The organism is Pseudomonas sp. BRM28 (assembly GCF_002939405.1).
Taxonomy (GTDB): domain Bacteria; phylum Pseudomonadota; class Gammaproteobacteria; order Pseudomonadales; family Pseudomonadaceae; genus Aquipseudomonas; species Aquipseudomonas palmensis.
In genome coordinates this window covers 4,302,818-4,329,756 of the sequence record NZ_PEFV01000001.1, presented here as the reverse complement: position 1 = coordinate 4,329,756, position 26,939 = coordinate 4,302,818, and the positions used below count along the sequence as shown (strand labels likewise).

Here is a 26,939-nt window from a genome sequence, read left to right as displayed (position 1 = left end):
GACCTCAGGCGGAGGCGGCGTCGTAGAACAGCTCGCTGCTCTTCTGCTCGATCAGCGCCTGCTCGATGGCCGCCTGGTGCACCTCGTCGGCGTGCTCTTCGCGCGCTTCAGGCTGGATGCCCAGGCGCGCGAACAGTTGCATGTCCTTGTCGGCCTGCGGGTTGGCGGTGGTCAGCAGCTTCTCGCCGTAGAAGATCGAGTTGGCCCCGGCGAAGAAGGCCAGTGCCTGCATCTGTTCGTTCATCGCCTCGCGCCCGGCCGACAGGCGCACATGGGACTGCGGCATGAGGATACGCGCCACTGCCAGCATGCGGATGAAGTCGAACGGGTCGACGTCTTCGGCATTCTCGAGCGGCGTGCCCGCCACCTTCACCAGCATGTTGATCGGTACCGATTCGGGGTGCTCCGGGAGGTTGGCCAGCTGGATCAGCAGCCCGGCGCGGTCATCCAGCGATTCGCCCATGCCCAGGATCCCGCCCGAACAGATCTTCATCCCGGCATCGCGCACATAAGCCAGGGTCTGCAGGCGCTCGCCGTAGGTGCGGGTGGTGATGATGCTGCCGTAGAACTCAGGCGAGGTGTCCAGGTTGTGGTTGTAGTAGTCCAGGCCGGCCTGGGCCAGGGCCACGGTCTGCTCCTGGTCGAGCTTGCCCAGGGTCATGCAGGTTTCCAGGCCCAGCGCCTTGACCCCTTTGACCATCTGCAGCACGTAGGGCATGTCCTTGGCCGACGGGTGCTTCCACGCCGCGCCCATGCAGAATCGCGTGGAGCCGATGGCCTTGGCCCGGGCGGCCTCCTCCAGCACCTTCTGCACCTCCATCAGCTTCTGTTTTTCCAGGCCGGTGTTGTAGTGGCCGGACTGCGGACAATATTTGCAATCTTCCGGGCAGGCGCCGGTCTTGATCGACAGCAGGGTCGAGACCTGAACGCGGTTGGCGTCGAAATGCGCGCGGTGAACGGTCTGCGCCTGAAACAGCAGGTCGTTGAACGGTAGCTGGAACAGTGCTTTGACTTCGGCCAGGGACCAGTCGTGACGAAGCGTTGCAGTTGTGCTGGCGCTCATGGGTGTTTCCTTGTTTAGGCTTGTACTGGCGCCGGGACAGGAAAGCCCGCCAGCGCATCACGGATAGCTCGCATAGTTAAGGAAGCGCCATGCACTGTCAACCACACCCTAAACAACTGGTTTACAACTGGCTAAATATCAACCAAACGTGTTTGCTGTGCGATGAACCTGCCCAGCAGTCACACCCCATTTGCGTGGCCTGCGAGGCCGAACTGCCCTGGCTGGAAGAATGCTGTCGAACCTGCGCGCTGCCCTTGCCGATGCGGGGCCTGACCTGCGGCCAGTGCAGCCGCCGCCCACCCGCCTTCACCCGGGTCGAGGCGCCCTGGCACTACGGCTTCCCCGTGGATGCACTGATCACCCGCTTCAAGCACCAGCGCCAGTGGCCGCTGGGCCGATTGCTGGCGCAACTGCTGGGCAACTGGCTTGCCTACCGCTTTGCCGAAGACCTGCCGCGGCCCGGCCTGCTGTTGCCGGTACCGCTGGCGCGCCGGCGCCTGCGCGAACGCGGCTTCAACCAGGCTGCGATGCTTGCCCAGTGGTTGGCCGGGCAGTTGGAGATCGCCTGCGAGCCACGTCTGCTCCAACGCCCGCAAGAAACGGCGGCCCAGCAGGGGCTGACGGCCAAGGCGCGCAAGCGCAACCTGCGCCACGCCTTTGCCCTGGCCGATTCGGCGGCGATCAGGGGGCAGCATGTGGCGATCGTCGACGATGTGCTCACCACCGGCGCCACTGCGCAGGCACTGGCCAGCCTGTTGCGGGCGGCGGGTGCCACGCGGGTGGACGTATACTGCCTGGCACGCACGCCCAAGCCCGGCGGCGCTTGACTTGCGCCGGGGCGGCGGGCACTTTCTGGGCCATCCCTGCCCCGACTGCGTGCCCGCCCATGTCCCTGCCTGCCCTGTTGACCCAACATATCGTCCGTCGCCCGCAACGCATCGCCCTGCTTGCCCACATCGCCGAGCAGGGGTCGATCACCCGGGCGGCCAAGAGCGCCGGCATCAGCTACAAGGCCGCGTGGGATGCCATCGACGAGCTCAACAACCTGGCCGCCAGCCCGCTGGTAGAACGCAGCGTGGGCGGGCGCGGGGGCGGTGGGGCGAAACTGTCGCTGGAGGGGCAGCGGGTGTTGCGCCTGTACCAGAAGCTGCAACTGTTGCAGGCGCAGGTGCTGGAAGCGGCCGAAGACTCCGACGATCTCGACCTGCTCGGGCGCCTGATGCTGCGCACCAGTGCGCGCAATCAGTTGCATGGGCGGGTCAGCGCCATTCGCGCGCAGGGCCGCATCGACACCGTGGAGCTGACCCTGGCCGGGGGGCTGCGCATCGAGGCGCAGATCACCCATGACAGCACCTTGCGCCTGGAGCTGGAACCGGGCACGCCGGTGGTGGCGCTGATCAAGGCAGGCTGGCTGGAGGTGGCGATGCCCGGGCCGGCGCAGGTCAACCAGTTGAGCGCCGTGGTACAGGAACTGATCGATGACCCGCAAGGGACTACCGAGGTGCGCCTGAGCCTGAGCAACGGCCAGACGCTGTGCGCATTTGCCGAGCCGCAGTGGCTGCTGGACAACCGGGTGGCGGTAGGCAGTGAAGTGGCAGTGCGGTTCTCGCCGGCGTATGTGCTGCTGGGTACGCCGCTCTAGATTATTGGGGCTGCTGCGCAGCCCATCGCGGGTCAAGCCCGCTCCCACAGGTTCAGCGATTTCCTTGTGGGAGCGGGCTTGACCCGCGATGGGGCATGCAGCGTCCCCGGGGTGCTGTACCATGGCTCTCATACGCCCGGCCACCCGTCGCGCTGCAGGAGTTCCCATGTCACACCCCTTCGATACCCTTACCCCCGACCTGGTCCTGGACGCTGTCGAAAGCATCGGCTTTCTCAGCGACGCTCGTGTTCTGGCACTCAACAGCTACGAGAACCGTGTCTACCAGGTGGGCATCGAAGACGCCGAACCGCTGATCGCCAAGTTCTATCGCCCCGGCCGCTGGAGCAACGCGGCGATTCTCGAGGAGCACGCCTTCACCGCCGAACTGGCCGACTGCGAAGTCCCCGTGGTCGCCCCGCTGGTGCACAACGGCCAGAGCCTGTTCGAGCATGCAGGCTTTCGCTTCACACTGTTCCCGCGCCGTGGCGGCCGCGCGCCGGAGCCGGGCAACCTCGACCAGCTGTACCGCCTCGGCCAGTTGCTCGGTCGCCTGCACGCGGTCGGCGCCACGCGCCCGTTCGAACACCGTGAAGCGCTGGGCGTGGCCAACTTCGGTCACGCCTCCCTCGCCACCCTGCTCGAAGGCAACTTCGTGCCGCGCAGCCTGCTGCCGGCCTACGAGTCGGTGGCCCGCGACCTGCTCAAGCGCGTGGAGGACGCCTACGCCCGCACCCCGTACAAGAGCATCCGCCTGCACGGCGACTGCCACCCGGGCAACATGATGTGCCGCGATGAGGTGTTCCACATCGTCGACCTGGACGACTGCCGCATGGGCCCCGCCGTGCAGGACCTGTGGATGATGCTCGCCGGCGATCGTCACGAGTGCCTGGGCCAGCTGGCCGAACTGATGGATGGCTACAACGAGTTCCATGATTTCGACCCCCGCGAACTGGCCCTGATCGAACCGCTGCGCGCCCTGCGCCAGCTGCACTACAGCGCCTGGCTGGCGCGCCGCTGGGACGACCCGGCGTTCCCGCGCAGCTTCCCGTGGTTTGGCAGCGAACGCTACTGGGGCGACCAGGTCCTGGCCCTGCGTGAGCAGACCGCCGCACTGGCCGAAGAGCCGCTGAAATTGTTCTAGAACCTGCTGCCAGTCTGTCTACAATAGCCGGGTTTTAGATAGCTGCCTAAGCAAGGAATCAGCATGCAAGCCGCCAACCCGCGCCGCGGGTACATACTGGGCCTGACCGCCTACATCATCTGGGGCTTGTTCCCCATCTATTTCAAAGCCCTGCAGAACGTGCCCGCCGTGGAAATCATCGTGCATCGGGTGCTGTGGTCGGCCCTGTTCGGCTCGATCCTGCTGCTGTTCTGGAAGCACCCGGGCTGGTGGCGCGAACTGCGCGACAACCCGCGGCGCCTGGCAATCCTGGCCCTGAGCGGATCGCTGATCGCGGGCAACTGGCTGACCTATGTGTGGTCGGTGAACAACGGGCGCATGCTCGAGGCGAGCCTGGGTTACTACATCAACCCGCTGGTCAACGTGCTGCTGGGCATGTTGCTGCTGGGCGAGCGTCTGCGCCGCCTGCAGTGGGTGGCGGTAGGCCTGGCGGCAGTGGGGGTGGCGCAGCAGGTGTGGCAGGTGGGCAGCCTGCCATGGGTGTCGCTGGTACTGGCGCTGAGCTTCGGCTTCTACGGGCTGATCCGCAAGCAGGCGCCAGTGGCGGCGTTGCCGGGGCTGGTGGTGGAAACCTGGATGCTGGTACCGCTGGCCATCGGCTGGCTGCTGCTCAACCCCATGGCCCACAGCGCCCAGGCCAGCTTCTACAGCACCAGCGACGCGCTGTGGCTGGCCGCCGCCGGGCCCGTCACGCTGATACCGCTGGTGTGCTTCAACGCCGCCGCGCGGCATCTGCCTTACACCACTCTGGGCTTTCTGCAGTACCTGGCGCCGACCCTGGTGCTGCTGCAGGCGGTGCTGCTGTTCGACGAACATCTGTCGAGCAGCACACTGGTGGCGTTCATGTTCATCTGGGCCGGCCTGGCACTGTACAGCGTGGATGCCTGGCTGAGCATTCGCCGGCGCACCTGAGCGCTACGCCACCCCCTACGCCGACTCTTCGGGGCGCAGCTTGAGCTCCACCATCAGGTCGTCGGCCAGGGCCTCCAGGCGCTGTTGCAGGTCATCCAGCGACAGCGTCAGCGGCAGGGCCAGCAGCGCATCGGCGTGAAATAGCGGCTCGCTGCTCATCGGCGCGGGCCGCACGTCGGTACTGAAGCGCTCCAGGTTCACCCCCTGTTCGGCCAGCAGCCGGGTGATGTCGCGCACGATGCCGGGGCGATCGTTGCCCACCAGCTCCATCGCGATCGGCTTCCAGGTGCACGACGGCTCGATGCCGCTTTCGGCGATCAGCACGCGAATCCCGTGCTTGCCCAGCGCCTGCAACGCCTCCACCAGTTCGTCATAGGATTCGGCCGGTACCGCGACGCGCAGGATGCCGGCGAATTGCCCTGCCATGCGCGACATGCGACTCTCCAGCCAGTTGCCGTTATGCTCGGCGATGCATTCGGCCACCCGCTCCACCTGGCCGGCGCGGTCAGGGGCAATCACGGTCAAGACAAGATGATCCACGCGCCAGTCCTCTCTCCAGCCCCCGAATACCGGGGGCGCCGATCAAGTATAGGCAAGGCGCGGCAACCTGCCGCAGCGGGCTCGAACAACAAATCGTGTACTGTTTTTAGATTTATCTGGAACAATTCACTCGATTTTTGAGAACATGCCCGCTCCCAGAACGACGTTTTGCGACCAAATGGTCGCAAAACGGCGTATTTAGTCTGATTTTCCCAAGCGCAGCGCTTCATGTAGTATGCCGCGACGCGCACTACAAAAATGTTGAAACAAGAGCTGAATAGCTGAGCAGAGTGAGGCAAGCAATGACTGAACACGTTCAAGTCGGTGGCCTTCAGGTCGCCAAAGTCCTGTTCGACTTCGTGAACAACGAAGCCATTCCCGGAACCGGCGTCAACGCCGAGCAGTTCTGGATCGGGGCAGAGAAGATCATCAACGACCTCGCTCCAAAGAACAAAGCCCTGCTGGCCAAGCGTGACACCCTGCAGGCGCAGATCGACGCCTGGCACCAGGCGCGCAAGGGCCAGGCCCACGATGCTCCGGCTTACAAGGCCTTCCTCCAGGAGATCGGCTACCTGCTGCCAGAAGCGGCGGACTTCCAGGCCTCCACCCAGAATGTCGATGACGAGATCGCTCGCATGGCCGGCCCGCAGCTGGTAGTGCCGGTGATGAACGCACGCTTCGCCCTCAACGCCTCCAACGCCCGCTGGGGCTCGCTGTACGACGCGCTGTACGGCACCGACGCCATCAGCGAAGCCGGTGGCGCCGAGAAGGGCAAGGGCTACAACAAGGTACGCGGCGACAAGGTCATCGCCTTCGCCCGCGCCTTCCTCGACGAGTCTGCGCCACTGGCGGCCGGCTCCCACGTCGATGCCACCCGCTACAGCATTGCCGATGGCAAGCTGGTGGTCACCCTCAAGGGTGGCAGCAACAGCGGCCTGCGCGACGACGCGCAACTGGTCGGCTACCAGGGCGATGCCACGGCCCCTGTCGCCGTGCTGCTGAAAAACAACGGCCTGCACTTCGAGATCCAGATCGATGCCAGCACCCCGGTCGGCCAGACCGACGCCGCCGGAGTCAAGGACGTGCTGATGGAAGCCGCCCTGACCACCATCATGGACTGCGAAGACTCCGTGGCCGCGGTGGATGCCGACGACAAGGTGGTGATCTACCGCAACTGGCTGGGCCTGATGAAGGGCGACCTGGCCGAAAGCGTGAGCAAGGCCGGCCAGACCTTCACCCGCACCATGAACCCGGACCGCGAGTACACCGCGCCCAATGGCGGCTCGCTGAGCCTGCATGGCCGTTCGCTGCTGTTCGTGCGCAACGTCGGTCACCTGATGACCATCGACGCGATCCTCGACAAGGATGGCAACGAAGTGCCCGAAGGCATCCTCGATGCGCTGGTCACCAACCTGGCTGCGGTGCACAACCTCAACGGCAACACCACCCGCAAGAACAGCCGCACCGGCTCGGTGTACATCGTCAAGCCGAAGATGCACGGCCCTGAAGAAGCCGCCTTCACCAACGAGCTGTTCGGTCGCGTCGAAGACGTGCTGGGCCTCAAGCGCAACACCCTGAAGGTCGGCATCATGGACGAGGAGCGCCGTACCACGGTCAACCTCAAGGCTTGCATCCAGGCCGCCAGCGAGCGCGTGGTGTTCATCAACACCGGCTTCCTCGACCGTACCGGTGACGAGATCCACACCTCCATGGAAGCGGGCGCCGTGGTGCGCAAGGGCGCCATGAAAACCCAGAAGTGGATCGGTGCCTACGAGAACAACAACGTCGACGTGGGCCTTGCCACCGGCCTGCAGGGCCGCGCGCAGATCGGCAAGGGCATGTGGGCCATGCCTGATCTGATGGCCGACATGCTCGAGCAGAAGATCGCCCACCCACTGGCCGGTGCCAACACCGCCTGGGTGCCGTCGCCGACCGCCGCCGCGCTGCACGCGCTGCACTATCACAAGGTCGACGTTTTCGCCCGCCAGGCGGAGCTTGCCAAGCGTGCGCCGGCCTCGGTCGACGATATCCTGACCATTCCGCTGGCCACCGACACCAACTGGTCGGACGAAGAGATCCGCAACGAACTGGACAACAATGCCCAGGGCATTCTTGGCTATGTAGTGCGCTGGATCGACCAGGGCGTGGGTTGCTCTAAAGTGCCGGACATCAACGATGTGGGCCTGATGGAAGACCGCGCCACCCTGCGGATTTCCGCGCAGTTGCTGGCCAACTGGCTGCGTCACGGCATCATCAGCGAGGCTCAGGTGATCGAAGGCCTCAAGCGCATGGCGCCGGTGGTCGACAAGCAGAACGCCAACGACCCGCTGTACCGCCCGATGGCACCGGACTTCGACAGCAACATCGCCTTCCAGGCGGCGGTCGAGCTGGTGATCGAGGGTGCGAAGCAGCCGAACGGTTATACCGAGCCGGTACTGCATCGCCGTCGTCGCGAGTTCAAGGCGCGCAACGGGCTGTAAGCTCGTTACGGCGCTGCCTGACGCACCCCTTCGCTGGCAAGCCAGCGAAGGGGTTCAGCCGATGCCCAGCTCATGCCTCACCAGCTTCACCAGCTTTTCCAGCTTCTCCTGGTCGAGCGGCTTGAGCAGAAAGTCGACCACGCTCAGGTGCATTGCCGCAATCGCGTCCTGCACCTTGGCATCGCCCGACACGATGATGATCGGCAACGCGGCCTGGTCCGACTCACGAATCTGCTCGATGAACTCGATGCCCCCCACCGGCTGCATGCGCAGGTCGGTAATCAGCAGCCCGATCCTGGGTTCGCGCTTGAGGTAGTCGAACGCCACCGTGGTGTTTTCTGCGGCAAGGCAACGAATGCCGTGGGCCTTCAAGTAGCTCGCCAGCGCTTCGCGCGACCCTTTGTCGTCTTCGACGATCAGCACCTTGGGCAGCGCGGTCCCGCGCGCAGTCACGCTCGCCAGCGCCTTGCGCTCGGCTTCGCTCAGTATGTCGTCGGCTTCGGGCATGGCTGTTCCATCGTAAAAATATCCGTTGAATCAAGTTCAGACCGCAAACGCATGTGCCGCAACCCGCCTTTCGTCGGATAATTGACGCCCACCCGCTTTAGACAAACGTCCAATGGGCACTGCGCACCCCGCGGCCGACCATGCAGCACGATAAAAACAAATGCTCGGCCCTCGGCGCCGACGCACAGATGCGGTAAAGCTCATGAGCAAGATGGACGCCTTCGACCAGGCCGGCAAAACCGCAGTACTGCAGAATATTCACGGCACCATGCAGTTCCTGCAACGCTTTCCTCCCTTCAACCAGATGGAAAACGCCCACCTGGCGTACCTGGTGGAACAATGCCAGCTGCGCTTCTACGCCAGCGGTGAGAGCATCATCAAGCCTGCCGACGGACCCGTCGAGCACTTCTACATCGTCAAGCAGGGACGCGTGGTGGGCGAGCGCAACCATGCCGCCACCGGCACCGAGACCACCTTCGAGATCACCGGAGGCGAGTGCTTCCCGCTGGCCGCCCTGCTGGGCGAGCGCGCCACCCGTACCGAACACCTGGCCGCCGAAGACACCTTCTGCCTGCAACTGAACAAGGCGGCGTTCATCCGTCTATTCGCACTCTCAGAAGTGTTTCGGGATTTTGCCCTGCGGGGTGTCAGCAGCCTGCTCGACCAGGTCAACCAGCAGGTCCAGCGCCGCGCGGTTGAAACCCTTGGCAACCAGTATTCGCTCAATACCCGCCTGGGTGAGCTGGCCATGCGTCATCCGGTCACCTGCGCCCCAGATACGCCCGTACGCGAGGCCGTACGCCTGATGCACGAGCAGCAGGTGGGCAGCATCGTGATCGTCGACGAGCAGCGCGCACCGGTCGGCATCTTCACCCTGCGCGACCTGCGCCAGGTGGTGGCCGATGCCAGTGCCGACTTCGCCGCGCCGATCGCCGCGCACATGACCGCCGCGCCTTTCTACCTCAGCCCCCAGGCCAGCGCCTTCGACGCCGCCATCGCGATGACCGAGCGTCATATCGCCCATGTGTGCCTGGTGCAGGACCAGCGCCTGTGCGGGGTGGTCTCAGAGCGCGACCTGTTCTCGCTGCAGCGGGTCGACCTGGTGCACCTGGCGCGCACCATCCGTCACGCCGCGCGGGTCGAGAACCTGGTGTCGCTGCGCGGCGAGATCGGCCAGCTGGTCGAGCGCATGCTCGCCCATGGCGCCTCGTCCACCCAGATCACCCACATCATCACCCTGCTCAACGACCACACCGTGTGCCGGGTGATCGAACTGGCGATCCAGGACAAGGGCGACCCCGGCGTGCCGTTCAGCTGGCTGTGCTTCGGCAGCGAAGGCCGCCGCGAACAGACCCTGCACACCGACCAGGACAACGGCATCCTGTTCGAGGCACGCGACGCGGCCCAGGCTGCCGAGATCCGCGCCCGCCTGCTGCCGCTGGCGCAGCACATCAACCAGGGCCTGGCGCAGTGCGGCTTCACCCTGTGCAAGGGCAACATCATGGCCGGCAACCCCGAGCTGTGTCTGTCGAGGGCCGAGTGGGCACGGCGCTTTGCCGCGTTCATCCGCGAGGCCACCCCCGAGAACCTGCTGGCCTCGAGCATCTATTTCGACCTGCGCGTGGTGTGGGGCGACGAACAGGCGTGCGAACAACTGCGCCAGGGCATCCTCGACCAGGTCGCCGACAACCGCCTGTTCCAGCGCATGATGGCCGCCAACGCCCTGCGTCAGCGCCCGCCCGTGGGGCGCTTTCGCGAATTCGTGCTGACCCGCAGCGGCAACGACAAGGCCGCCACCCTCGACCTCAAGGTGCAGGGCCTCACGCCCTTCGTCGACGGCGCGCGCCTGCTGGCGCTGGCCAATGGCGTGCACGCCAACAACACCCTGGAGCGCCTGCGCCAGCTGGTAGGCAAGGAAGTGATCGACCCGCTCGATGGCGGCGCCTATGAAGAGGCCTACCACTTCATCCAGCAGACCCGCATGCAGCAGCACCAGTTGCAGACCCGCCAGAACCTGCCCTACTCCAACCGCGTCGACCCCGACAGCCTCAACGACCTGGACCGGCGCATCCTGCGCGAATCGCTGCGCCAGGCCCAGCGTCTGCAAAGCAGCCTGGCCCTGCGCTACCAACTATGAGCGACCTGTCATGAGCCTGTTCGCCTGGCTGCGCCCCAGCCAACCCGCACTGGACGCCGCCCAGCAGCAGCGTCTGGCCCAACTGCCCGGCCCCGCCCCGCTGCAGGACCACACCCTGCGCGCCCAGCGCTGGGTGGTGCTGGACCTGGAAACCACCGGCCTGAACCTGAACCGCGACCAGGTGCTGTCGATTGGCGCGGTGGTGATCGAGGACGGCGCCATCGACTTCAGCCAGCAGTTCGAGCGCACCCTGCACCGGCATGACCACAAGCCGGGCCCCAGCGTGCTGATCCATGGCCTGGGGCCCAGTGCGATTGCCGCCGGCTGCGTGCCGGCCGATGCACTGCTCGACCTCATGGCGTTCATCGGCGACAGCCCGCTTCTGGCGTTCCACGCCGGCTTCGACCAGCGCATGCTCAGCCGCGCCCTGAAGGACAGCCTGGGCTACCGCCTGCAGCACCCGTTCATCGACGTGGCCGAGCTGGCCCCGCTGCTCAACCCCGACGTGGTGTTGCGCGACGCCGGGCTCGACGACTGGACCGCACACTTCGGCCTGCAGGCCGGTGAACGCCACCACGCCAGCGCCGATGCACAGGTCACTGCCGAACTGGCACTGATCCTGTTCAGCCAGGCGCGACGCCAACACATCGACAGCCCGCTGCTGCTGGAGCATCGCCTGCAAGGTTGGCGCCGGCGACGGCAACACAGCCACGGCTTCTGACCAGCCCCCGGATACGTCATCCGATGAGCGTTAATTGCACAGTGCCAGCGGCTCTGACACAATCGCGAATAATTCTCGTTAGTTAACGCATCTATTCCGGGGAACACCTTGTCGTCAGTGCAAAGCCCACACGGTGAGCTGGTTGGTGCGCTGTACCGTGACCATCGCGGCTGGCTGCTGGGCTGGCTGCGGCGCAACGTCGCCTGTGCCGAGCGCGCCGAAGACCTGAGCCAGGACACCTTCGTGCGCCTGCTCGGGCGCGAGCAGCTGCCCGCACCACGCGAGCCGCGGGCGTTCCTGGCCGCGGTGGCGCGCGGCCTGCTGTTCGACCACTTTCGCCGGGCGGCACTGGAGCAGGCGTACCTCGCCGAGCTGATGCTGATCCCCGAAGCCGAGCAGCCCTCACCGGAAGAACAGCACCTGATCCTCGAAGACCTCAAGGCCATCGACCGCCTGCTGGGCAAGCTGTCGAGCAAGGCGCGCGCCGCGTTCCTGTACAACCGCCTCGACGGCATGGGCCATGCCGAGATCGCCGAGCGCCTGGGCGTGTCGGTGTCGCGGGTGCGCCAGTACCTGGCCCAGGGCATGCGCCAGTGCTATGTGGCGCTGTACGGCGAGCCGACATGAACGGCTTCAGTAGCAGGCCGGTATCGGCCAAGGTGCTCGATGCCGCCATCGCCTGGCAGCTGTGCCTGGATGCGGGCAGCGCCGAGGAGCGTGCCGATTTCGAGCGCTGGCACGCGGCAGACGAAGAACATGCGCGGGCCTGGATGCAGCTGGGCATGCTCAACCAGCGCTTCGCCGCGGCGGCCGGCCCGGCGCGCAAGGCCCTGGGCGAAACCCGGGCCGGCCTGCGCCAGCGCGTGCGCAAGCTGGGCAGCGGGCTGGCCAGCATCGTGCTGGTGGGCGGCCTGCTCGGCTGGCTGAGTACCCACCAGAGCCTGGACTACTGGCTGGCCGACCAGCGCACGGCCACCGGCGAGCAGCGCAGCCTGCGTCTGGAGGACGGCACCCTGCTCAGCCTCAACACCCATTCGGCGGTGGATGTTCGCTTCGATGGCCAGCAGCGCCTGATCGTGCTGCGCGAAGGCGAGATTTCCATCGAGACCGGGCACAAGGATGACCGTCCGTTCATCGTCGCCACGGCCGACGGGCGCCTGCGCGCACTGGGCACACGCTTCCTGGTGCGCCTGGAAGACCAGGGCACGCGCCTGAGCGTGTTGCAGTCGGCGGTGGCAGCCAAGCCGCAGGACAGCGGCGACGAGCAGATCGTGCGCGAAGGCCAGCAGGTGATGATGAGTCACGACCAGCTGGGCAGCATCGATCCGCTGGCCCTGGGCGCCGACGCCTGGACCCACGGCATGCTGGTGGTCGACAACGTGCGCCTGGATGCGCTGGTGCAGGAGCTGGGGCGTTACCGCAGCGGCTACCTGGGGGTGTCGCCGGAGGTGGCCGGGTTGCGCATTACCGGCAGCTTCCCGCTGCACGACACCGACCTTGCGCTGCAGTCGCTGCTGCCGACCTTGCCGGTGCAGGTGCAAAAGCGCACGCCATGGTGGGTGACGATCGTGGCCAAGGGCGAGACCCCGTAAAACGCCTTCGCCTGCAACGCCCTCCTGCAGGAGCGGGCGTTGCCGGCGAAGGCCTCAACATTATTTTTTACCCACCCCCTGACACTTTTCCCTTTTCACTCGGCATGGAAGCTAGTTAGCACTATTGCGCCGAGGAACCGCTGCATGTCCCGTCCCCTTGAAAAGCTGTTGCGTCATTGCCTGCTGACCCTGGCCCTGACCAGCACCGCCGCCATCGCCGCCGAATCGAGCGCCGCGCGCAGCTACAGCCTGCCCGCCGGGCCGTTGTCGACCACCCTCAACCTGATCGCCAGCCAGGCCGGCATTGCCCTGACCCTGGACCCGAGCCTGGCCAGCGGACGCACCTCGGCGCCGGTCAGCGGCCAGTACGACGGCCTCGGCGCCCTGCAGGCCGCCCTGCGCGGCACCGGCCTGCAACTGCAGCAGAGCAGCGCCGGCACCTACAGCCTGATCGCCGCCCCCGAAGGCAGCCTGGCCCTGCCGGAAACCAGCATCAACGCCGCCGGCGACTACGAGAGCGCCTGGGGCCCGGCCACCGGCTACGTCGCCACCCGCACCGCCGCCGGCACCAAGACCGACACTCCGATCGTCGAAGCGCCACGCTCGATGTCGGTGATCACCCGCGAACAGCTCGACCAGCGCCAGGTGCTCAACCTCAACGACGCGCTGCGTTACACCGCGGGCGTGCAAAGCAGCGGCTACGGCTCGGACTCGCGCGCCGACTGGCTGCGCGTGCGCGGCTTCGACCCCACCCAGTTTCTCGACGGCCTGCCGCTGCCCAAGGGTTCGTTCGCCAACCCCAAGGTCGAACCCTGGAACCTGGAACGCATCACCGTACTGCGCGGCCCGGCCTCTTCGGTGTATGGCCAGACCCCGCCCGGCGGCATGCTCGACATGCTCAGCCGACGCCCGCAGGCCGAAAGCGCGCACCAGATCGAAGCCCAGGTCGGCAGCAACGAACACCGGCAGATCAACTTCGACAGCACCGGCAAGATCGACGACGCCGGCCAGTTTCTGTACCGCGTCAGCGGCGTGGTACGCGACAGCAACGCACCGGTCGACCATATTCCCGACAAGCGCTACAACCTCGCCCCCAGCCTGACCTGGAACGTCGACGACGACACCAGCCTGACCTTCATCTCGCAGTTCACCCGCGACGATACCGGCATCACCGGGCAGTTCCTGCCCTTGCAGGGCACCCGGCTGGCCTCGCCTGCCGGGGCGAAGATTTCCCATCACAAGAACCTCGGTGAGCCGGGCTGGGACTTCTACGACCGCACCTACTACGCCCTGGGCTACGCCTTCGAGCACCGCCTCGACGACGTATGGCAGCTGCGCCAGAACCTGCGCTACACCAAGAGCGACCTGTCGTTTCGCGCGGTCAACGTGGCCACCTTCAACACCGTCGAACCCGACGGCACGGTCAACCGCGAGGCCGGCATCGTCAACGAAGACATCAGCCAGTTCGCTGTCGACAACAACCTGCAGGCCAACTTCAGCACCGGCGCGCTGGAGCACACCCTGCTGCTGGGCCTGGACCACCAGCGCTCCAACACCAACTACCAGTGGCTGTATGGCGGCTCGTACAACTACGACGCCAACGGCAACATCAGCGGTATCAACGTGCCGCCAATCAGCGTGATCCGGCCGGTGTATGGCGCCGACATGTCCAACGTGAACTACTTCGCACTGCAGGACTACGGCCAGAAAACCCGCCAGACCGGCGTCTACGTGCAGGACCAGATCGCCCTGGACAACTGGCGCCTGACCCTGGGCGGGCGTGAGGACTGGATTCACACCGGCACCACCTTCCACAACAAGGGCGACGCCACCAGCACCCAGCGCGACAAGGCCTTCACCGGCAACGTGGGCCTGAGCTACGTGTTCGACAACGGCCTCACCCCGTACCTGTCCTACACCGAGTCGTTCCAGCCGACCACCGGCGCCAACGTGGATGCGGCGCAGTCGTTCAAGCCCACCGAAGGCCGCCAGTACGAAGTGGGCGTCAAGTTCCAGCCGGTGGGCAGCAACACCCTGCTGACCGCAGCCGCCTACGACCTGCGCCAGAGCAACGTGAAGGTCACCGAAGGCAGCATCTCTCGCAGTGTCGGTGAATTGCAGGTGCGCGGCATCGAGCTGGAAGCCACCAGCGCCGTCACCGACAACCTCAAACTGGTCGGCTCCTACACCTACACCGATACCGAGATCCGCAAGGGCGTGCCTGGCGAAGTCGGCAACCGCATGGCGCTGATCCCGCGCAACCAGGCCACCCTGTGGGCCGACTACACCTGGCACGCCGGCCCGCTGGACGGCTTCGGCATGGGCGCCGGGGTTCGCTATGTCGGCGATACCTACGGCAACACCGCCAACACCGAGGTGGCGCATGTAGGCTCCTACACCGTGTACGACGCTGCCGTGCACTACGACCTGGGTCGCCTGGACAGCAGCATGAAGGGGCTGAGCGTGGCGGTGGAAGCCAAGAACCTGTTCAACAAGGACTACCTGGCCAACTGCGACGGGTTCTGGTGCTACTACGGCGACCAGCGCAACGTGGTCGCCAGCGTGAACTACGCGTTCTAGGGCCAACGATGAAGAGCCAAACCATACGTCGCTGGTCGTGGGTGCATACCTGGAGCAGCCTGGTGTGCACGCTGTTTCTGCTGTTGCTGGCGCTGACCGGGCTGCCGCTGATCTTCCACCACGAGATCGACCACCTGCTGGGCGATGCGCCCGAGCTCAAGGTAATGCCCGCCGACACACCCAGACTCGACCTGCAGGCCCTGGTGCTCAAGGCCCAGGCCCATCGCCCGGGCGAGGTGATGCAGTACTTCGGCTGGGACGAGGACGACAGCAACGGCGTGATCGCGATCATGGCCGCCACCGCCGGTACCGAGCCCAACTCGTCGCACACCTTCATGCTCGACGGGCGTACTGGCGAGGTGGTGGAGATGCCCTCGGCCAACGGCGGCTTCATGCTGACCATGCTGCGCCTGCATGTGGACATGTTCGCCGGCTTGCCGGGCAAGCTGCTGCTGGCCTTCATGGGCCTGCTGTTCGTGGTGGCGATCATCTCCGGGGTGGTGCTGTACGCGCCATTCATGCGCAGGCTGAAGTTCGCCACGGTACGCCACGACAAATCGCGGCGCCTGCGCTGGCTCGACCTTCATAACCTGATCGGCATCGTGACCCTGACCTGGGCGCTGGTGGTGGGCGTGACCGGGGTGATCAGCGCGCTGTCCGACCTGGTCATCGCCGCCTGGCGCAACGACAGCCTCAGCGCGATGATCGCACCGTACCGCGATGCACCGCCGCTGACCGCACTGGCCCCGGCCAGCCGTCTGCTGGACATTGCCGCCGAGGCGGCGCCGGGCATGCAGCCGGACTTCATCGCCTTCCCCGGCACGCGCTTTTCCAGCGAGCACCACTATGCGGTGTTCATGAAGGGCAGCACCCACCTGACCGCTCACCTGCTGACCCCGGTACTGATCGATGCCAGCACCCTGCAGGTGACGGCGATTGGCGAGCGGCCGTGGTACATGGACGCGATGGGCCTGTCGCAGCCGCTGCACTTTGGCGACTACGGCGGCCGGCCGATGCAGATTCTATGGGCGCTGCTGGATGTGCTGACGATCATCGTGCTCGGCAGCGGCGTGTATTTGTGGTGGGTACGCAGGCGACGTGATGAAGCGTGAATCGAGGTTCTGGAAGGTGTTCGGCATGCCGGGCCTGATTGCCCTGCTGGGCGCAGTGGGGCTGTTCGCGGCGCTGCTGGGGGATGGCCCGTGGGATGTGCTGGCGTGGGTGGGGCTGGCCCTGCCGGTGGGGTACAGCCTGCGAGGTTTTTGGCCGGCCGCGCGATAGTCTTGGTCGGCAAGGCCGGCGCCTGCAAGGTTTCACGTCGTCTGCAGGAGCCGGCCTTGTCGGCGAAGGCGCAGGTCAGTCAGCCAGTTTCGGCAGGCACTCATCCAGCCGCTGGTGCAACGCACTGTCCGCCGGCCAGTTGCGCAACAACCGCGCCCGGTCGCGGGCGAAGGCCTTGGCGAAACTGAGCTGGGTGGCGTGCTGGCACATCGCATCAAGGTCGATCAGCGACCATTGACCGTCCTGCCAGAACAGGTTGTGGCCCTTCAGGTCGCCGTGGCTGATGCGTTCGCCCATCAGCTGCTGCAACAGGGTCTGCAGCGCTTGCAGTTGCTCCTCTGGCACCTCGGCGCTGTCGACGTAGGGCGCAAAGCTCTCGATCAGGTCCGGCCCGTCGGCGTACTCGGTCACCAGGTACGCACGGCTGCGCAGCCCCAGCACGCGCTGCTCCAGCACCGCCAGCGGCCTGGGCGTGGCGATGCCGAGGAACTCCAGGCGATGCCCTTCGATCCACGAATGCCAGGCCCGGCTGGGGCGCCAGAAGCGCTTGAACCAGTGGGCGGTGTTCTTGATGTTGTAGCGCTTGAGCACCAGGCTGCGACCGCCCGCCTCGACCCGTGCCACGCTCGCCGCGCCGCCAGTCTTGTACAGGTGGCCCTGGTCGATCAGCGCGTCGGCCTGCTCCAGCACCGGCAGCATGGCCGCCACCTCCGATCGACGGATCGCGCGCAGGCCCGAGGCCCCGCGCTGCACGCTGAACAGCGTGCACTCGCGACCGGCCTTGTCCAGGTAGTCCTTCAGACGCCAGCTGCGCACCTTGTCGATCTGCTTCTGCAAGGCTTCCAGCGGCAGCGCATGCTCGCCGTTGACCAGCACGTAGTGCACCAGCAGTTCCTCGACGAAGGGCTCCAGGCGCTTGGGCAACTGCGCAAAGAACACCCCCAGGTTCTGCAGCACCTGCTGACGCGACAGCGGCTGGCCCGGGGTTTCGGCCTTCACCCCCGCGCCATCGATCAGGTACAGCTCCCCGCCATGGCGCAGCAGGTTGTCCAGGTGCAGGTCGGCCTGCCACAGGCCCTTGGCATGCATCTGCGCCACGGCGCGCAGGGCTTCGCCCAGCACTTCCTGCTGGGCATCGGCGAGCACCGGCAGGCCCTCGACCGCCGCCCAGGCATCCGCCAGGCTGTGGGCGTGCTCAAGAAATTCGAACAGCAGCCAGCCGCCCTCGCCTTCACGCAGGCCGTCGGCCAGCAGCAACGGCGTGGTCAGCCCCTGGCTGGCCAGCAGGCGCGCACCGTCCAGTTCGCGCTGGAAGTGGCGGGCGGCGCTGCTGCCCACCAGCAGCTTGGCCAGCACCGGCTTGCCACGCCAGATCCCGGCACCGACATACCGCTGCCCCGGCAGCACCCGCAGCAGGCTGAGCAGTTGCAGCTCGGCCGGCCCGGCGGCGTCGGCCAGGGCAATGCTCAATGGCAGTTGCGGGCTGCGCCCGGCGTCCTTGAGTTCAGACAAACGCATCAGCGGGCCTCTTTTTCACGACGGCGATGCAGCAGGCGCTGCAGCCAGGTATCCACCAGCGTACTGTCGGCCGGTTGCTCCAGGTAGGCGGCCAGCATCAGCCGTACATCGCTCTCGCTCCATGCGCCAGCACGACGCAGCAGCGGCTCCAGGTCCTTGAGGCGATCACGCTGGCCCAGCAGCAGCGGCCGGGTTTTCTCCAGGTCGATCAACTGCGCCTGCCAGCCTTCGCTGCGCTCGCGCAAAAAGATGTGCTTGGGGTAGAAGCAGCCATGCACCTGCCCCGCCGCGTGCACCGTGCGGGCCAGTTCGCCACAGGCGCGCAGGATGCCCTGGCGTTGCTCCAGGGCCAGTTGCGGCCACTGCCCGAGCAGGTGGTCAAGATCGCTCCAGTCATCCAGCGCACGGGTCATCAGGATCGCGCGGCGCTCGCCGTCGACCCGGCGCTCGGCGTAGAACACCGCCTGCAAGGCCGGGATCTGCAGCTTCTGGTAGCGCTTGATGTTGCGAAACTCGCGGGCGAAGGTCGGCTCGCCGAAGGGGCTGTGCAGGGTGCGCGTGAGGTAGTCGCTCTGGCGCTTGAGGTAGAACCCCTTGCCCTCCAGCTCCAGGCGGTACACGCGGCTCCAGCCGCCGCGCCCGGTGTTGGGCTCGTCCACGGCGTCCAACTGCAGCGCCCACAGCGCCTCGAAGCTGTTCAGGCCGTGGCGTTCAAGCAGTGCAGCTTCGGCACTGGCCAGGAAATCACTCATTCGCGCCCCTCGAAAAACGTCACGACGTGCCGCACGCGGCGCTTGTCCGACGCGTTCAGGCGATCGCGACGGCGATATTGCAGGTAGAACCGCAGGCGCTGGGTGGCCGACAGGTGATACTTGGCCACCTTGTCCAGGCAGGCCAGGTCCTTGGTGATGCGATAGCGCAGCATGAAGCCGACCCAGAACGCACCGGTCGGGCAGTCGATGAAGAACAGCATGCCCTTGTCATCGACCAGCAGGTTGCGCCACTTGAGGTCGTTGTGGGTGAAGTGATGGTCGTGCATCACCCGCGTATGGCGGGCCAGCTGTCGGCTGACATGGTCGACCCAGCCGGCATCTGCCAGGCGCGGGTCGTTGCGCTTGGCCAGCGCCGAGAGGTCCTCGGTGCGCGGCAGCTCACGGGTGATCATGGCGCCCCGGTGGAAGGCGAAGCCTCGCCGTTCCAGGCCGCAGGCCACCACCTCGGCGGTGGGGATGTCCCACTTGGCGAACTGCTTGAGGTTCTGCCACTCGGCCTTGATCCGCGGGCGCCCCAGGTAGCGGCGCAGGCCCTTGCCGGCGCCGGTGTAACGCTTGACGTAGTAGTTCACCCCGCCGCGCTCGACGCGAATCACTTCGCTGAGCGGGTCGTGGGTGAGGCGTTCGCCCTTGAGCGCGAACACCGCGTCGATGCTGCCGAAATCCTGTGCCAGGGCCGCGTAGGCCGGCTCCAGTGTCCAACCCGCCATCAGAGCGCGTCCCCATACCGTTGTTTACGCTCGTAGAGCTTGTTTGCCTTGCCCTCCAGCCAGCGCAGCAAGGTGGCGTGCTCGGCCAGGATCTGGCGCAGCGGCTGCTGGAAGTAGCCGCGCAGAAAGCGCAGCTTGTCGCGTCGGGTCAGGCCGATGTCCAGCGCCGAGAAGTACAGCGCGGCCAGGTCCTTGTCGCGCCAGCGTCGGGAAATGCTGGCGCGGGTCTGGGCCCGGTGCAGGTCGATCACCGACAGCCTGAAGTCGTCCGGGGTTACCGGGCGGTCGGTGTGCAGCAGAAAGTGGCAGATGTAGCAGTCGCGGTGGTTGACCCCGGCGCGGTGCATCATGCCGGTCATGCGCGCCACCTCGGCGATCAGCGCGCGCTTGAGACGCGGCGCCGGCGGCGTCCTGACCCAGTCGAGGCTGAAGTCCTCGAGGCTGACGGTGGGCGCCAGCTCCTCGGTGACGATGAACGAATGCTGGGTCGCCGGGTTGCTGCCGCGTTCGCCGTAGGCCACCGCGGTCATGGTCGGCACCCCGACTTCGTGCAGGCGCTGGATGGCCTGCCATTCCTGGCCGGCACCGAGCACCGGCAGCTTGGCGGTGAACAGGTTCTTGAAGATCTCGCCCCAGCCGATGCCGCGGTGGATCTTGACGAAATAACCGTTGCCCTCGACCTCGGTGCGCAGCGTGCGCCGGCCTTCCAGCTCGCGGTACACCTCGCCTTGCAGGGCCTCGACGGCGTCGAAGGCATCGCGCCCGGCCCACAGGCGCTTGAAGGGTTCAGCCAGTATCAGTTTCATGCGCGCTCCTGCGCCAGGATCACGTCGGCCGCATGCTGCGGCATGCTGTACAGGTCGGCGGTGTCGGCGAATGCCAGGCCGTTGCGGCCCCAGTCGGCACGCGCCGCATCGTCTTCGAGCATACGTTGCAGGTAGCGGTTGAGTTGCTCCTGCTCGAACGGCTCGTCGAGCACCAGGCCGGCATCGGCCTCAGCGATGTAATGGGCATAGCCGCACACTGCCGAAACCAGTACCGGCAACCCGGCCACCACGGCTTCGAGCAGCACGGTGCCGGTGTTCTCGTTGTAGGCCGGGTGGATCAGTGCGTCGGCCCCGAGCAGAAAGCGCGGGATATCGCTGCGGCCCTTGAGGAACTGCACCTGCTCGGTCAGCCCCAGGGTCGCGCTCTGCAGCTGGAACACCTTGGGGTCGTCCTGGCCGATGACCATCAGCCGGGTGCGCTTGCGCAGGCTGTTGGGCAAGGCGGCCAGCGCCTTGAGGCTGCGGTCCACGCCCTTGGTCTTGAAGCCCGAGCCGATCTGCACCAGCAGGCGCTCGTCGTCCGCCAGGTTGAACTCGCGGCGAAACTCGGCGCGGATCTCGGCGGCATTGGCCGGCGCCCGGCGGTCCTGGCTGATGCCCGGAGGCAGCAGGTGGAAGCGCTCGGCGGGGGTGCCGTAGTGCTTGACGAACAGCGGCTGCTGGACCTCGGAGATCATCAGGATCTGGGTCTTGGCGTCCTTGCCGAACACCGCACGCTCGTACTCGGCAAAGTGGCGGTAGCGGCCCCAGCGGCGGTACAGCGAGTGGCGCAGGTTCTGCGCCTTGTCCTCGAAGCAGCCGTCGGCGGCGTAGTACACGTCCAGCCCCGGCATCTTGTTGAAGCCGATCAGGCGGTCGACCGGGCGCCTGGCCAGGTCGGCCTGCATCCAGTCGGTGAGCTTCTCGTTGCGCCGATGGTTGAACAGCGCCTTGACCGGCGCCACCAGCACTTCGAAGCCCTCGGGCACGTCGCCCTCCCAGATCAGGGTATACACCCGGATCTGGTGGCCACGGCGCTGGCACTCCAGGGCGATGCGCATGAAGTCACGCTGCAGGCCGCCGAAGGGGAAATACTTGTAGAGCACAAAGGCCAGTTGCATCAACGCACATCCTCTGCCCGCAGCAACGCGCTCAACTGGCTCGCCACACGCTCGGGGTTCAGGCGAGTGAAGCACAGCGGCCACTCGCGTTTGAGATCGAACCGGCGCCGGTCGTCGGCGCTCGGCTTGTAGGTGCACTTCTTCTGCAGGCACGGGGCGCAGGGGAAGTCACTGCCCAGGTGCACCTGGGCCTTGCCGTAGGCCCCGGTCAGGCCCGGGTTGGTAGGGCCGAACAGCGACAGGGTAGGCACATCGAGTGCCGCCGCCAGGTGCCCAAGGCCGGTGTCGACGGCCACGCAGGCCTTGGCGGCAGCCAGCACCCGGGCGACCCCGGCCAGGTTCAGCCTGGGCAGCACCTGGGCGTTCTTCAGGCCCTGGGCGATGCGCTCGGCGCGGGCCTTTTCGGCCGGGTTGCCCCATGGCAGGCAGATATGCAGGCCGGCACGCCCCAGGCGTTCGGCCAACTGGCGCCAGTACAGTTCGGGCCAGTGCTTGGTGTCCCAGGTGGTGCCATGCAGGAACACCACGTAGGGCTTGGTGGGTATCTCTTCCAGGCGCGAGCGATCCAGGCCGTAGTCACCCAGCCCCGAGGGCAGGTCGTAGCCCAGCGCCAGGGCGAACAGCTGGCGCACCCGCTCCACCGCATGCTGCCCGCGGGCCACCGACAGGCGCCGGTCGTAGAAGCGGCTGGCCAGCCCCTCGCGTGCCGAGTAGCGGTCCAGCCCGGCCACCGGCGCCTTGACGTAGCGGGTCAGCCAGGCGCTTTTCACCAGGCCCTGGGCGTCGATCACCAGGTCGTACTTGCGCTCGCGCAGGCGCTTCTTGAACTGGCGCCATTCGCCGTTCTTCAAAGTTTGCCAGAGGTTCTTGCGCCAGCGACGGATGGCCACCGGGATCACGTGATCGACCGCAGGGTGCCAGGTGGGGATTTCGGCGAAGCCTTCCTCGACCACCCAGTCGAAGCGGATGCCGGGAATGGCGTGCGCCGCGTCGGTCAGTGCCGGCAGCGCGTGGATGACATCCCCCAGCGAGGAGGTCTTGATCAGCAGTACCCGCAACTTAATCGACCTCGACCGTGACGTCGACCAGCGACGGACCGTTGAGCCGCTGCAACGCCGAGGCCACCGCCTCCGGTTCCAGCAGACGCAGGCAATTGTAGTGGCCGAAGCGGCAGGTGCGGTCGAAGCACGGGCTGCATTCCAGCCCCAGGCGCACCACCTCGACCTGGTCGGCCAACGGTGGGGTGAAGCCCGGCGAGGTCGACCCGTACACCGCCACCAGCGGGCGATTGAGCGCTGCAGCCACGTGCATCAGCCCCGAATCGTTGGACACCACCGCATCGCTGCACGACAGCAGGTCGATCGCCTCGGCGAGCGAGGTCTCGCCGCTGAGGTTCACCGACTCTTCACGCAGGCCCGGGATCAGCCACTCGCGGATCGATTCACCCACCGCATGGTCGTTTTTGGAGCCGAACAGCCACACCTGCCAGCCTTCGCGAATCTTGATTTCCGCGACCTTGGCGTAATGCTCCGAGGGCCAGCGCTTGGCCTCGCCGAACTCGGCGCCGGGGCACAGCGCCAGCACCGGGCGGTCCAGGCTCAGGCCGAACTTGGCCAGCGCCGCATCGCGGCTGGCGGTCTCGATCTGCAGGCTGGGGCGCGGGTAGGGTTTGGGCAGCTCGGCACCGGCGGGGTAGCCCAGGGCCATGAAGCGCTCGATCATCAGCGGGTAGCGCGCCTTGTCGAGGGTGCGCACATCGTTGAGCAGGCCGTAGCGCAGCTCGCCACGCCAGCCGGTGCGCTGCGCGATACCGGCAAAGAACGGCACCAGCGCAGACTTGAGCGAATTGGGCAGCAGGATCGCCTGGTCGTACTGACCGGCCAGCGACTTGCCGATGCGCCGGCGCGTGGCCAGTTCCAGCGCGCCGTGGCCGAGCGGGAAGCTCAAGGCCTGGCGCACTTGGGGCATGCGCTCGAGGATCGGGCGGCTCCATTCGGGTGCCAGCACATCGATCACGCACGCAGGGTGACGCTGCTTCAGCACATGGAACAGCGTCTGCGCCATTACCATGTCGCCCACCCAACTGGGCCCAATGATCAAAATTCTCATGCTTTATCCAGAAACGATCAGGGAGGCTACAGCCTGTTTTCCAACAGCCTGGCCTCCCCTCTTTATAATCAGGCGTGGTGCGACCAGTGTACGCCACTCAGTGTAGGACGTGGTCGCCGCCGCTTCATTGCGCCGTATCGCCTGGTGGCTGTTCAGCCCGCGTTCAGGTCAACCCCAGCTCGCCCCAGATGCGCCGTACCTGCCGGCGCTCGTCGACGAACTGCCCGGCGTCGATCACCCCGGCCTGCTTCTGCAAGGCCTGGCGGTGCGCGGCGGAGCGGAAGGCCTTGTACACTTCACGCAACAAAATTGCATCGCTGGCCGGCATCAGCCCGACCTCCTCCAGCCCTTCGAGAATGCGGATGTTGTCGGTGTAGCGCAGCAGTGCCGGGTGCGTGTGGGACCAGGCCAGGGCCGCGTATTGCACCATAAATTCAATATCGACGATACCACCGGCATCCTGCTTGATATCGAAGGCAACCCCGCGGTCGAAGGCGTTGGGCCCAAGCCCGGCCTGGGTCGCCCGGGTGCCGAGGTTGTCGCGCATCTTGGCGCGCATGTCGCTGACTTCGGCCCGCAGCTTGTCCAGGTCGCGGGCCTGTCCCAGCACCTGCGCCCGCACCCCCTCGAAGGCCGCCCCCACCTGCGGGCAGCCCACCAGCACCCGCGCACGCACCAGTGCCTGGTGTTCCCAGGTCCAGGCCTCGTTGCGCTGGTAGCGCTCGAAGGCGCCCAGCGAACTCACCAGCAAACCCGAAGCGCCGGACGGGCGCAGGCGCATGTCCACGTCATACAGCTGGCCGGAGTTGGTCTGGGTGGTCAGCAGGTGAATGATGCGCTGACCCAGGCGGGTGAAGAACTGCGCACTGTCGATGGGCTTGGCGCCATCGGTCTCGGCCTGGGGGTCACCGTCGTGGATGAACACCAGGTCCAGGTCCGAGCCGTGGCCCAGCTCGATGCCGCCGACCTTGCCATAGCCGACGATGATGAAGCCGGGGTCGCACAGGCTGCCATCGCTGCGCTTTGGCTGGCCATGACGCGCCACGGTCTGGCGCCAGGCCAGGGCCAGCACCTGGTTGAGAATGGCTTCGGCCAGCCAGGTCAGGTAGTCGCTGACCTTCATCAGCGGCAGGTTGCCGGCGATTTCCGAGGCGGCCACGCGCAGGCTGTGGGCCAGCTTGAAGTGACGCAGCGCTTCCATCTGCTGTTCAAGGTCATCCTCGGGGATGCGCGTGAGACGCTCGCGCAGCTCGGCGGCCAGCTCCGGTGCTTGGGGCGGGCTGAACAGGCGGCCTTCGTTGAGCAGTTCATCGAGCAGCAGCGGGAAGCGCGTGATCTGCTCGGCGATCCACGGGCTGGCGGCGCACAGGGTCAGCAGGCGGCGCAACGCACCGGGGTTTTCGGTCAGCAGCACCAGGTAGGCCGAGCGCCGCGCCACGGCCTCCACCAGCGGTAGCACGCGTTCGAGCACCAGGTCCGGGTCGGCATGCTCCACCGCCTGCGCCAGCAGGCGCGGTATAAAGGCATCGAGGCGTTCGCGGCCCAGGCGCTGCATGGCACGCAACTGCGGGCTGGCGCGCAGGCTGGCCAGCTGCTTGAGCGCCCTGGCCGCATCGGCGAAGCCGGCGTCGGTCAACTGACGGCAGGCGGCCTCTTCGTCCTGGGCTTCTTCCCACAGCGGCAGCCACTCGCCACCGACCACCACTTCGCCCTCCTCGCCTTCCTCTTCATCGGGGTCGGCGATCACCTGGCGGAAGTGCCAGTCGATGCGCCCGCGCCAGTGCATCAGTTGCGCGTGGAAGCTCGCCCAGTCGGCAAAACCGAGCATGAAGGCGATACGTGCGCGGTCCAGTTCGTCGTCGGGCAGCATCTGGGTCTGGCGGTCGGCGATGGCCTGGATGGCGTGTTCGGTATAACGCAGGAACTCATACCCTTCACGCAGCTCGCTCACCACCGCCGGCGGCAGGTAGCCCTGGCCTTCGAGCGTCGCCAGCACCTTGAGCAACGGTCGCTGCTGCAGGCTCAGGTCGCGCCCGCCGTGGATCAGCTGGAACGCCTGGGCGATGAACTCCACCTCGCGGATGCCACCGGCGCCCAGCTTGATGTTCTCGGCCATGCCCTTGCGCCGCACCTCCTGCTGGATCAGCTGCTTCATGGTGCGCAGCGCCTCGATCGCCGAGAAGTCCAGGTAGCGCCGGTACACGAACGGGCGCAGCAGGTCCTGCAGCTGCGCGCCGGCCTGCTGGTCGCCGGCCACTACGCGGGCCTTGATCATGGCGTAGCGTTCCCAGTCGCGGCCCTGGTCCTGGTAGTACTGCTCCAGTGCATTGAAGCTGAGCACCAGCGCGCCGGACGAGCCGTAGGGGCGCAGGCGCATGTCGACGCGGAACACGAAGCCGTCGACGGTGATCGGGTCCAGCGCCTTGATCAGGCGCTGGCCCAGCCGGGTGAAGAACTCCTGGTTGTCCAGCGGGCGCTTCACGCCCACGGTTTCGCCGCCCTCGGGGTAGGCGAAGATCAGGTCGATGTCCGACGACAGGTTCAGTTCCACCGCCCCCAGCTTGCCCATGCCCAGCACCACCATCTGCTGGGGCAGGCCGCTGCGATTGCCGGTGGGGGTCCCGAACTGCGCGCACAGGCGCGGGTACAGCCATTGATACGCCTGGTCGATGGCGGCATCGGCCAGGTCGGACAGGTCGCGGCAGGTCTGCACCAGGTCGGCCTGGCGGGTCAGGTCGCGCCAGATGATGCGCACCTGCTGGCGGGTGCGCTGGCGGCGCAGGTTGCGCGCCAGTTCGTCTTCGCTGCCGGCGGCCTGCGCCGCACCGGCCACCTGGGCACACAACTCGCCGGCGGCGAAGGCGCGGTCGAGCTCGCCGCTGGCGGCCAGGGCCAGCAGCATCGCCGGGTCGCGCACGCTCTGCTCAAGCACGAAATCGCTGGCCGCCGCCACGCGGGCGAACTCGGCCCAGCGCTGCTCGTTCCAGTCGTCCAGGCTCAGCCCGTCGACGGCCGCGACGGCGTTGCGCAAAGAGGTGGCATTACGGCTGACCAGCGGTTGCAGGGCAGCGGGCAGTTCGGCCAGCAGGGGCAGGCTCATGGTCTATCCTTGATCGGCGTGAAAGGGTTGGTGGCACTTGGGCAAGGGAACTCGGCGTACGGTTCGACTGTCGTACAAAGGTCATAAATAGCTGAAAAACGTAATTCTTTGATAGAAATCATCGCAAACAACCGCATGCCGACCAGTTTTTAACCACCGGTATCGTT

The 26,939-nt window shown here is 66.4% G+C and carries 23 protein-coding genes; 12 read left to right on the top strand and 11 right to left on the bottom strand.

Going from position 1 to position 26,939, the window contains the following annotated elements; all coding sequences use genetic code 11:
- Positions 1-4: 4 nt before the first annotated feature.
- Entirely contained in the window at positions 5-1,063 is a 1,059-nt protein-coding gene (gene bioB, locus CR917_RS20305) for a biotin synthase BioB (RefSeq protein ID WP_043863678.1), read from the bottom strand.
- Between the two features lie 89 nt (positions 1,064-1,152).
- Here bioB and CR917_RS20300 point away from each other — a divergent pair, with 89 nt between their 5' ends.
- The 4 genes from CR917_RS20300 (at position 1,153) to rarD (ending at position 4,797) form a co-directional block, all read left to right on the top strand.
- The gene (locus CR917_RS20300; RefSeq protein ID WP_104572860.1) at positions 1,153-1,890 is read left to right on the top strand and encodes a ComF family protein; all 738 of its coding nucleotides are present in this window, start codon (positions 1,153-1,155) and stop codon (positions 1,888-1,890) included.
- Positions 1,891-1,949: 59 nt separating this feature from the next.
- Positions 1,950-2,705, top strand: coding sequence for a TOBE domain-containing protein (locus tag CR917_RS20295; protein WP_043863676.1), 756 nt, complete (start codon positions 1,950-1,952; stop codon positions 2,703-2,705).
- Between the two features lie 166 nt (positions 2,706-2,871).
- Positions 2,872-3,846: a serine/threonine protein kinase gene (locus tag CR917_RS20290; protein ID WP_104572859.1), complete on the top strand. Its 975-nt coding sequence runs from the start codon at positions 2,872-2,874 to the stop codon at positions 3,844-3,846.
- A 63-nt stretch (positions 3,847-3,909) separates the two neighbouring features.
- Positions 3,910-4,797, top strand: a complete 888-nt coding sequence (rarD, locus tag CR917_RS20285; protein ID WP_054915981.1) for an EamA family transporter RarD — start codon at positions 3,910-3,912, stop codon at positions 4,795-4,797.
- A gap of 15 nt (positions 4,798-4,812) precedes the next feature.
- Here the strand turns inward: rarD and CR917_RS20280 are convergent, their stop codons facing one another.
- Complete coding sequence (locus CR917_RS20280) at positions 4,813-5,337, bottom strand: glycine cleavage system protein R (protein WP_043863673.1); 525 nt, start codon at positions 5,335-5,337, stop codon at positions 4,813-4,815.
- A gap of 302 nt (positions 5,338-5,639) precedes the next feature.
- Between CR917_RS20280 and CR917_RS20275 the strand changes: the two genes are divergently transcribed.
- Positions 5,640-7,817 (top strand): malate synthase G, encoded by a 2,178-nt coding sequence (locus CR917_RS20275; RefSeq protein ID WP_043863672.1) that lies wholly within the window; start codon positions 5,640-5,642, stop codon positions 7,815-7,817.
- 54 nt (positions 7,818-7,871) lie between these two features.
- Here the strand turns inward: CR917_RS20275 and CR917_RS20270 are convergent, their stop codons facing one another.
- Positions 7,872-8,324: a response regulator gene (locus CR917_RS20270; protein ID WP_054915983.1), complete on the bottom strand. Its 453-nt coding sequence runs from the start codon at positions 8,322-8,324 to the stop codon at positions 7,872-7,874.
- Between the two features lie 202 nt (positions 8,325-8,526).
- Here CR917_RS20270 and CR917_RS20265 point away from each other — a divergent pair, with 202 nt between their 5' ends.
- From CR917_RS20265 to CR917_RS20235, 7 genes are all read left to right on the top strand, one after another.
- A complete protein-coding gene (locus CR917_RS20265; RefSeq protein WP_043863670.1) occupies positions 8,527-10,461 on the top strand; it encodes a DUF294 nucleotidyltransferase-like domain-containing protein in 1,935 nt (644 codons plus the stop codon).
- Positions 10,462-10,471: 10 nt separating this feature from the next.
- Positions 10,472-11,182 (top strand): PolC-type DNA polymerase III, encoded by a 711-nt coding sequence (locus tag CR917_RS20260; RefSeq protein ID WP_043863669.1) that lies wholly within the window; start codon positions 10,472-10,474, stop codon positions 11,180-11,182.
- A gap of 108 nt (positions 11,183-11,290) precedes the next feature.
- Entirely contained in the window at positions 11,291-11,809 is a 519-nt protein-coding gene (locus CR917_RS20255) for an RNA polymerase sigma factor (RefSeq protein WP_043863668.1), read from the top strand.
- Positions 11,806-12,774, top strand: coding sequence for a FecR domain-containing protein (locus tag CR917_RS20250; RefSeq protein WP_054915985.1), 969 nt, complete (start codon positions 11,806-11,808; stop codon positions 12,772-12,774). Before CR917_RS20255 ends, CR917_RS20250 begins: the two co-directional genes overlap by 4 nt.
- 144 nt (positions 12,775-12,918) lie before the next feature.
- Positions 12,919-15,354: a TonB-dependent siderophore receptor gene (locus tag CR917_RS20245; protein WP_104572858.1), complete on the top strand. Its 2,436-nt coding sequence runs from the start codon at positions 12,919-12,921 to the stop codon at positions 15,352-15,354.
- An 8-nt stretch (positions 15,355-15,362) separates the two neighbouring features.
- The gene (locus CR917_RS20240) at positions 15,363-16,466 is read left to right on the top strand and encodes a PepSY domain-containing protein (protein WP_054915987.1); all 1,104 of its coding nucleotides are present in this window, start codon (positions 15,363-15,365) and stop codon (positions 16,464-16,466) included.
- On the top strand, positions 16,456-16,635 hold the full coding sequence (locus CR917_RS20235; RefSeq protein ID WP_043863664.1) for a hypothetical protein: 180 nt from the start codon (positions 16,456-16,458) through the stop codon (positions 16,633-16,635). The genes CR917_RS20240 and CR917_RS20235 overlap by 11 nt, the downstream gene beginning before the upstream one ends.
- 75 nt (positions 16,636-16,710) lie before the next feature.
- On the opposite strand, the gene CR917_RS20230 is transcribed toward CR917_RS20235, so the two are convergent.
- From CR917_RS20230 to glnE, 8 genes are all read right to left on the bottom strand, one after another.
- Positions 16,711-18,153 (bottom strand): lipopolysaccharide kinase InaA family protein, encoded by a 1,443-nt coding sequence (locus CR917_RS20230; RefSeq protein ID WP_043863663.1) that lies wholly within the window; start codon positions 18,151-18,153, stop codon positions 16,711-16,713.
- Positions 18,153-18,905 carry a lipopolysaccharide kinase InaA family protein gene (locus CR917_RS20225; protein WP_054915989.1) on the bottom strand — a complete coding sequence of 251 codons (753 nt, stop codon included), beginning with the start codon at positions 18,903-18,905 and terminating at the stop codon, positions 18,153-18,155. The genes CR917_RS20230 and CR917_RS20225 overlap by 1 nt, the downstream gene beginning before the upstream one ends.
- The gene (locus tag CR917_RS20220; RefSeq protein WP_043863661.1) at positions 18,902-19,636 is read right to left on the bottom strand and encodes a lipopolysaccharide kinase InaA family protein; all 735 of its coding nucleotides are present in this window, start codon (positions 19,634-19,636) and stop codon (positions 18,902-18,904) included. The genes CR917_RS20225 and CR917_RS20220 overlap by 4 nt, the downstream gene beginning before the upstream one ends.
- Positions 19,636-20,442 (bottom strand): lipopolysaccharide core heptose(I) kinase RfaP, encoded by an 807-nt coding sequence (gene rfaP / locus CR917_RS20215; protein ID WP_058541815.1) that lies wholly within the window; start codon positions 20,440-20,442, stop codon positions 19,636-19,638. The genes CR917_RS20220 and rfaP overlap by 1 nt, the downstream gene beginning before the upstream one ends.
- Entirely contained in the window at positions 20,439-21,563 is a 1,125-nt protein-coding gene (locus tag CR917_RS20210) for a glycosyltransferase family 4 protein (protein ID WP_058541814.1), read from the bottom strand. The genes rfaP and CR917_RS20210 overlap by 4 nt, the downstream gene beginning before the upstream one ends.
- On the bottom strand, positions 21,563-22,621 hold the full coding sequence (gene waaC / locus CR917_RS20205) for a lipopolysaccharide heptosyltransferase I (RefSeq protein WP_054915991.1): 1,059 nt from the start codon (positions 22,619-22,621) through the stop codon (positions 21,563-21,565). Before waaC ends, CR917_RS20210 begins: the two co-directional genes overlap by 1 nt.
- A gap of 1 nt (position 22,622) precedes the next feature.
- A complete protein-coding gene (waaF, locus tag CR917_RS20200; protein WP_088514277.1) occupies positions 22,623-23,672 on the bottom strand; it encodes a lipopolysaccharide heptosyltransferase II in 1,050 nt (349 codons plus the stop codon).
- 163 nt (positions 23,673-23,835) lie between these two features.
- Positions 23,836-26,772, bottom strand: a complete 2,937-nt coding sequence (gene glnE / locus CR917_RS20195) for a bifunctional [glutamate--ammonia ligase]-adenylyl-L-tyrosine phosphorylase/[glutamate--ammonia-ligase] adenylyltransferase (protein ID WP_104572857.1) — start codon at positions 26,770-26,772, stop codon at positions 23,836-23,838.
- Positions 26,773-26,939: the final 167 nt, after the last annotated feature.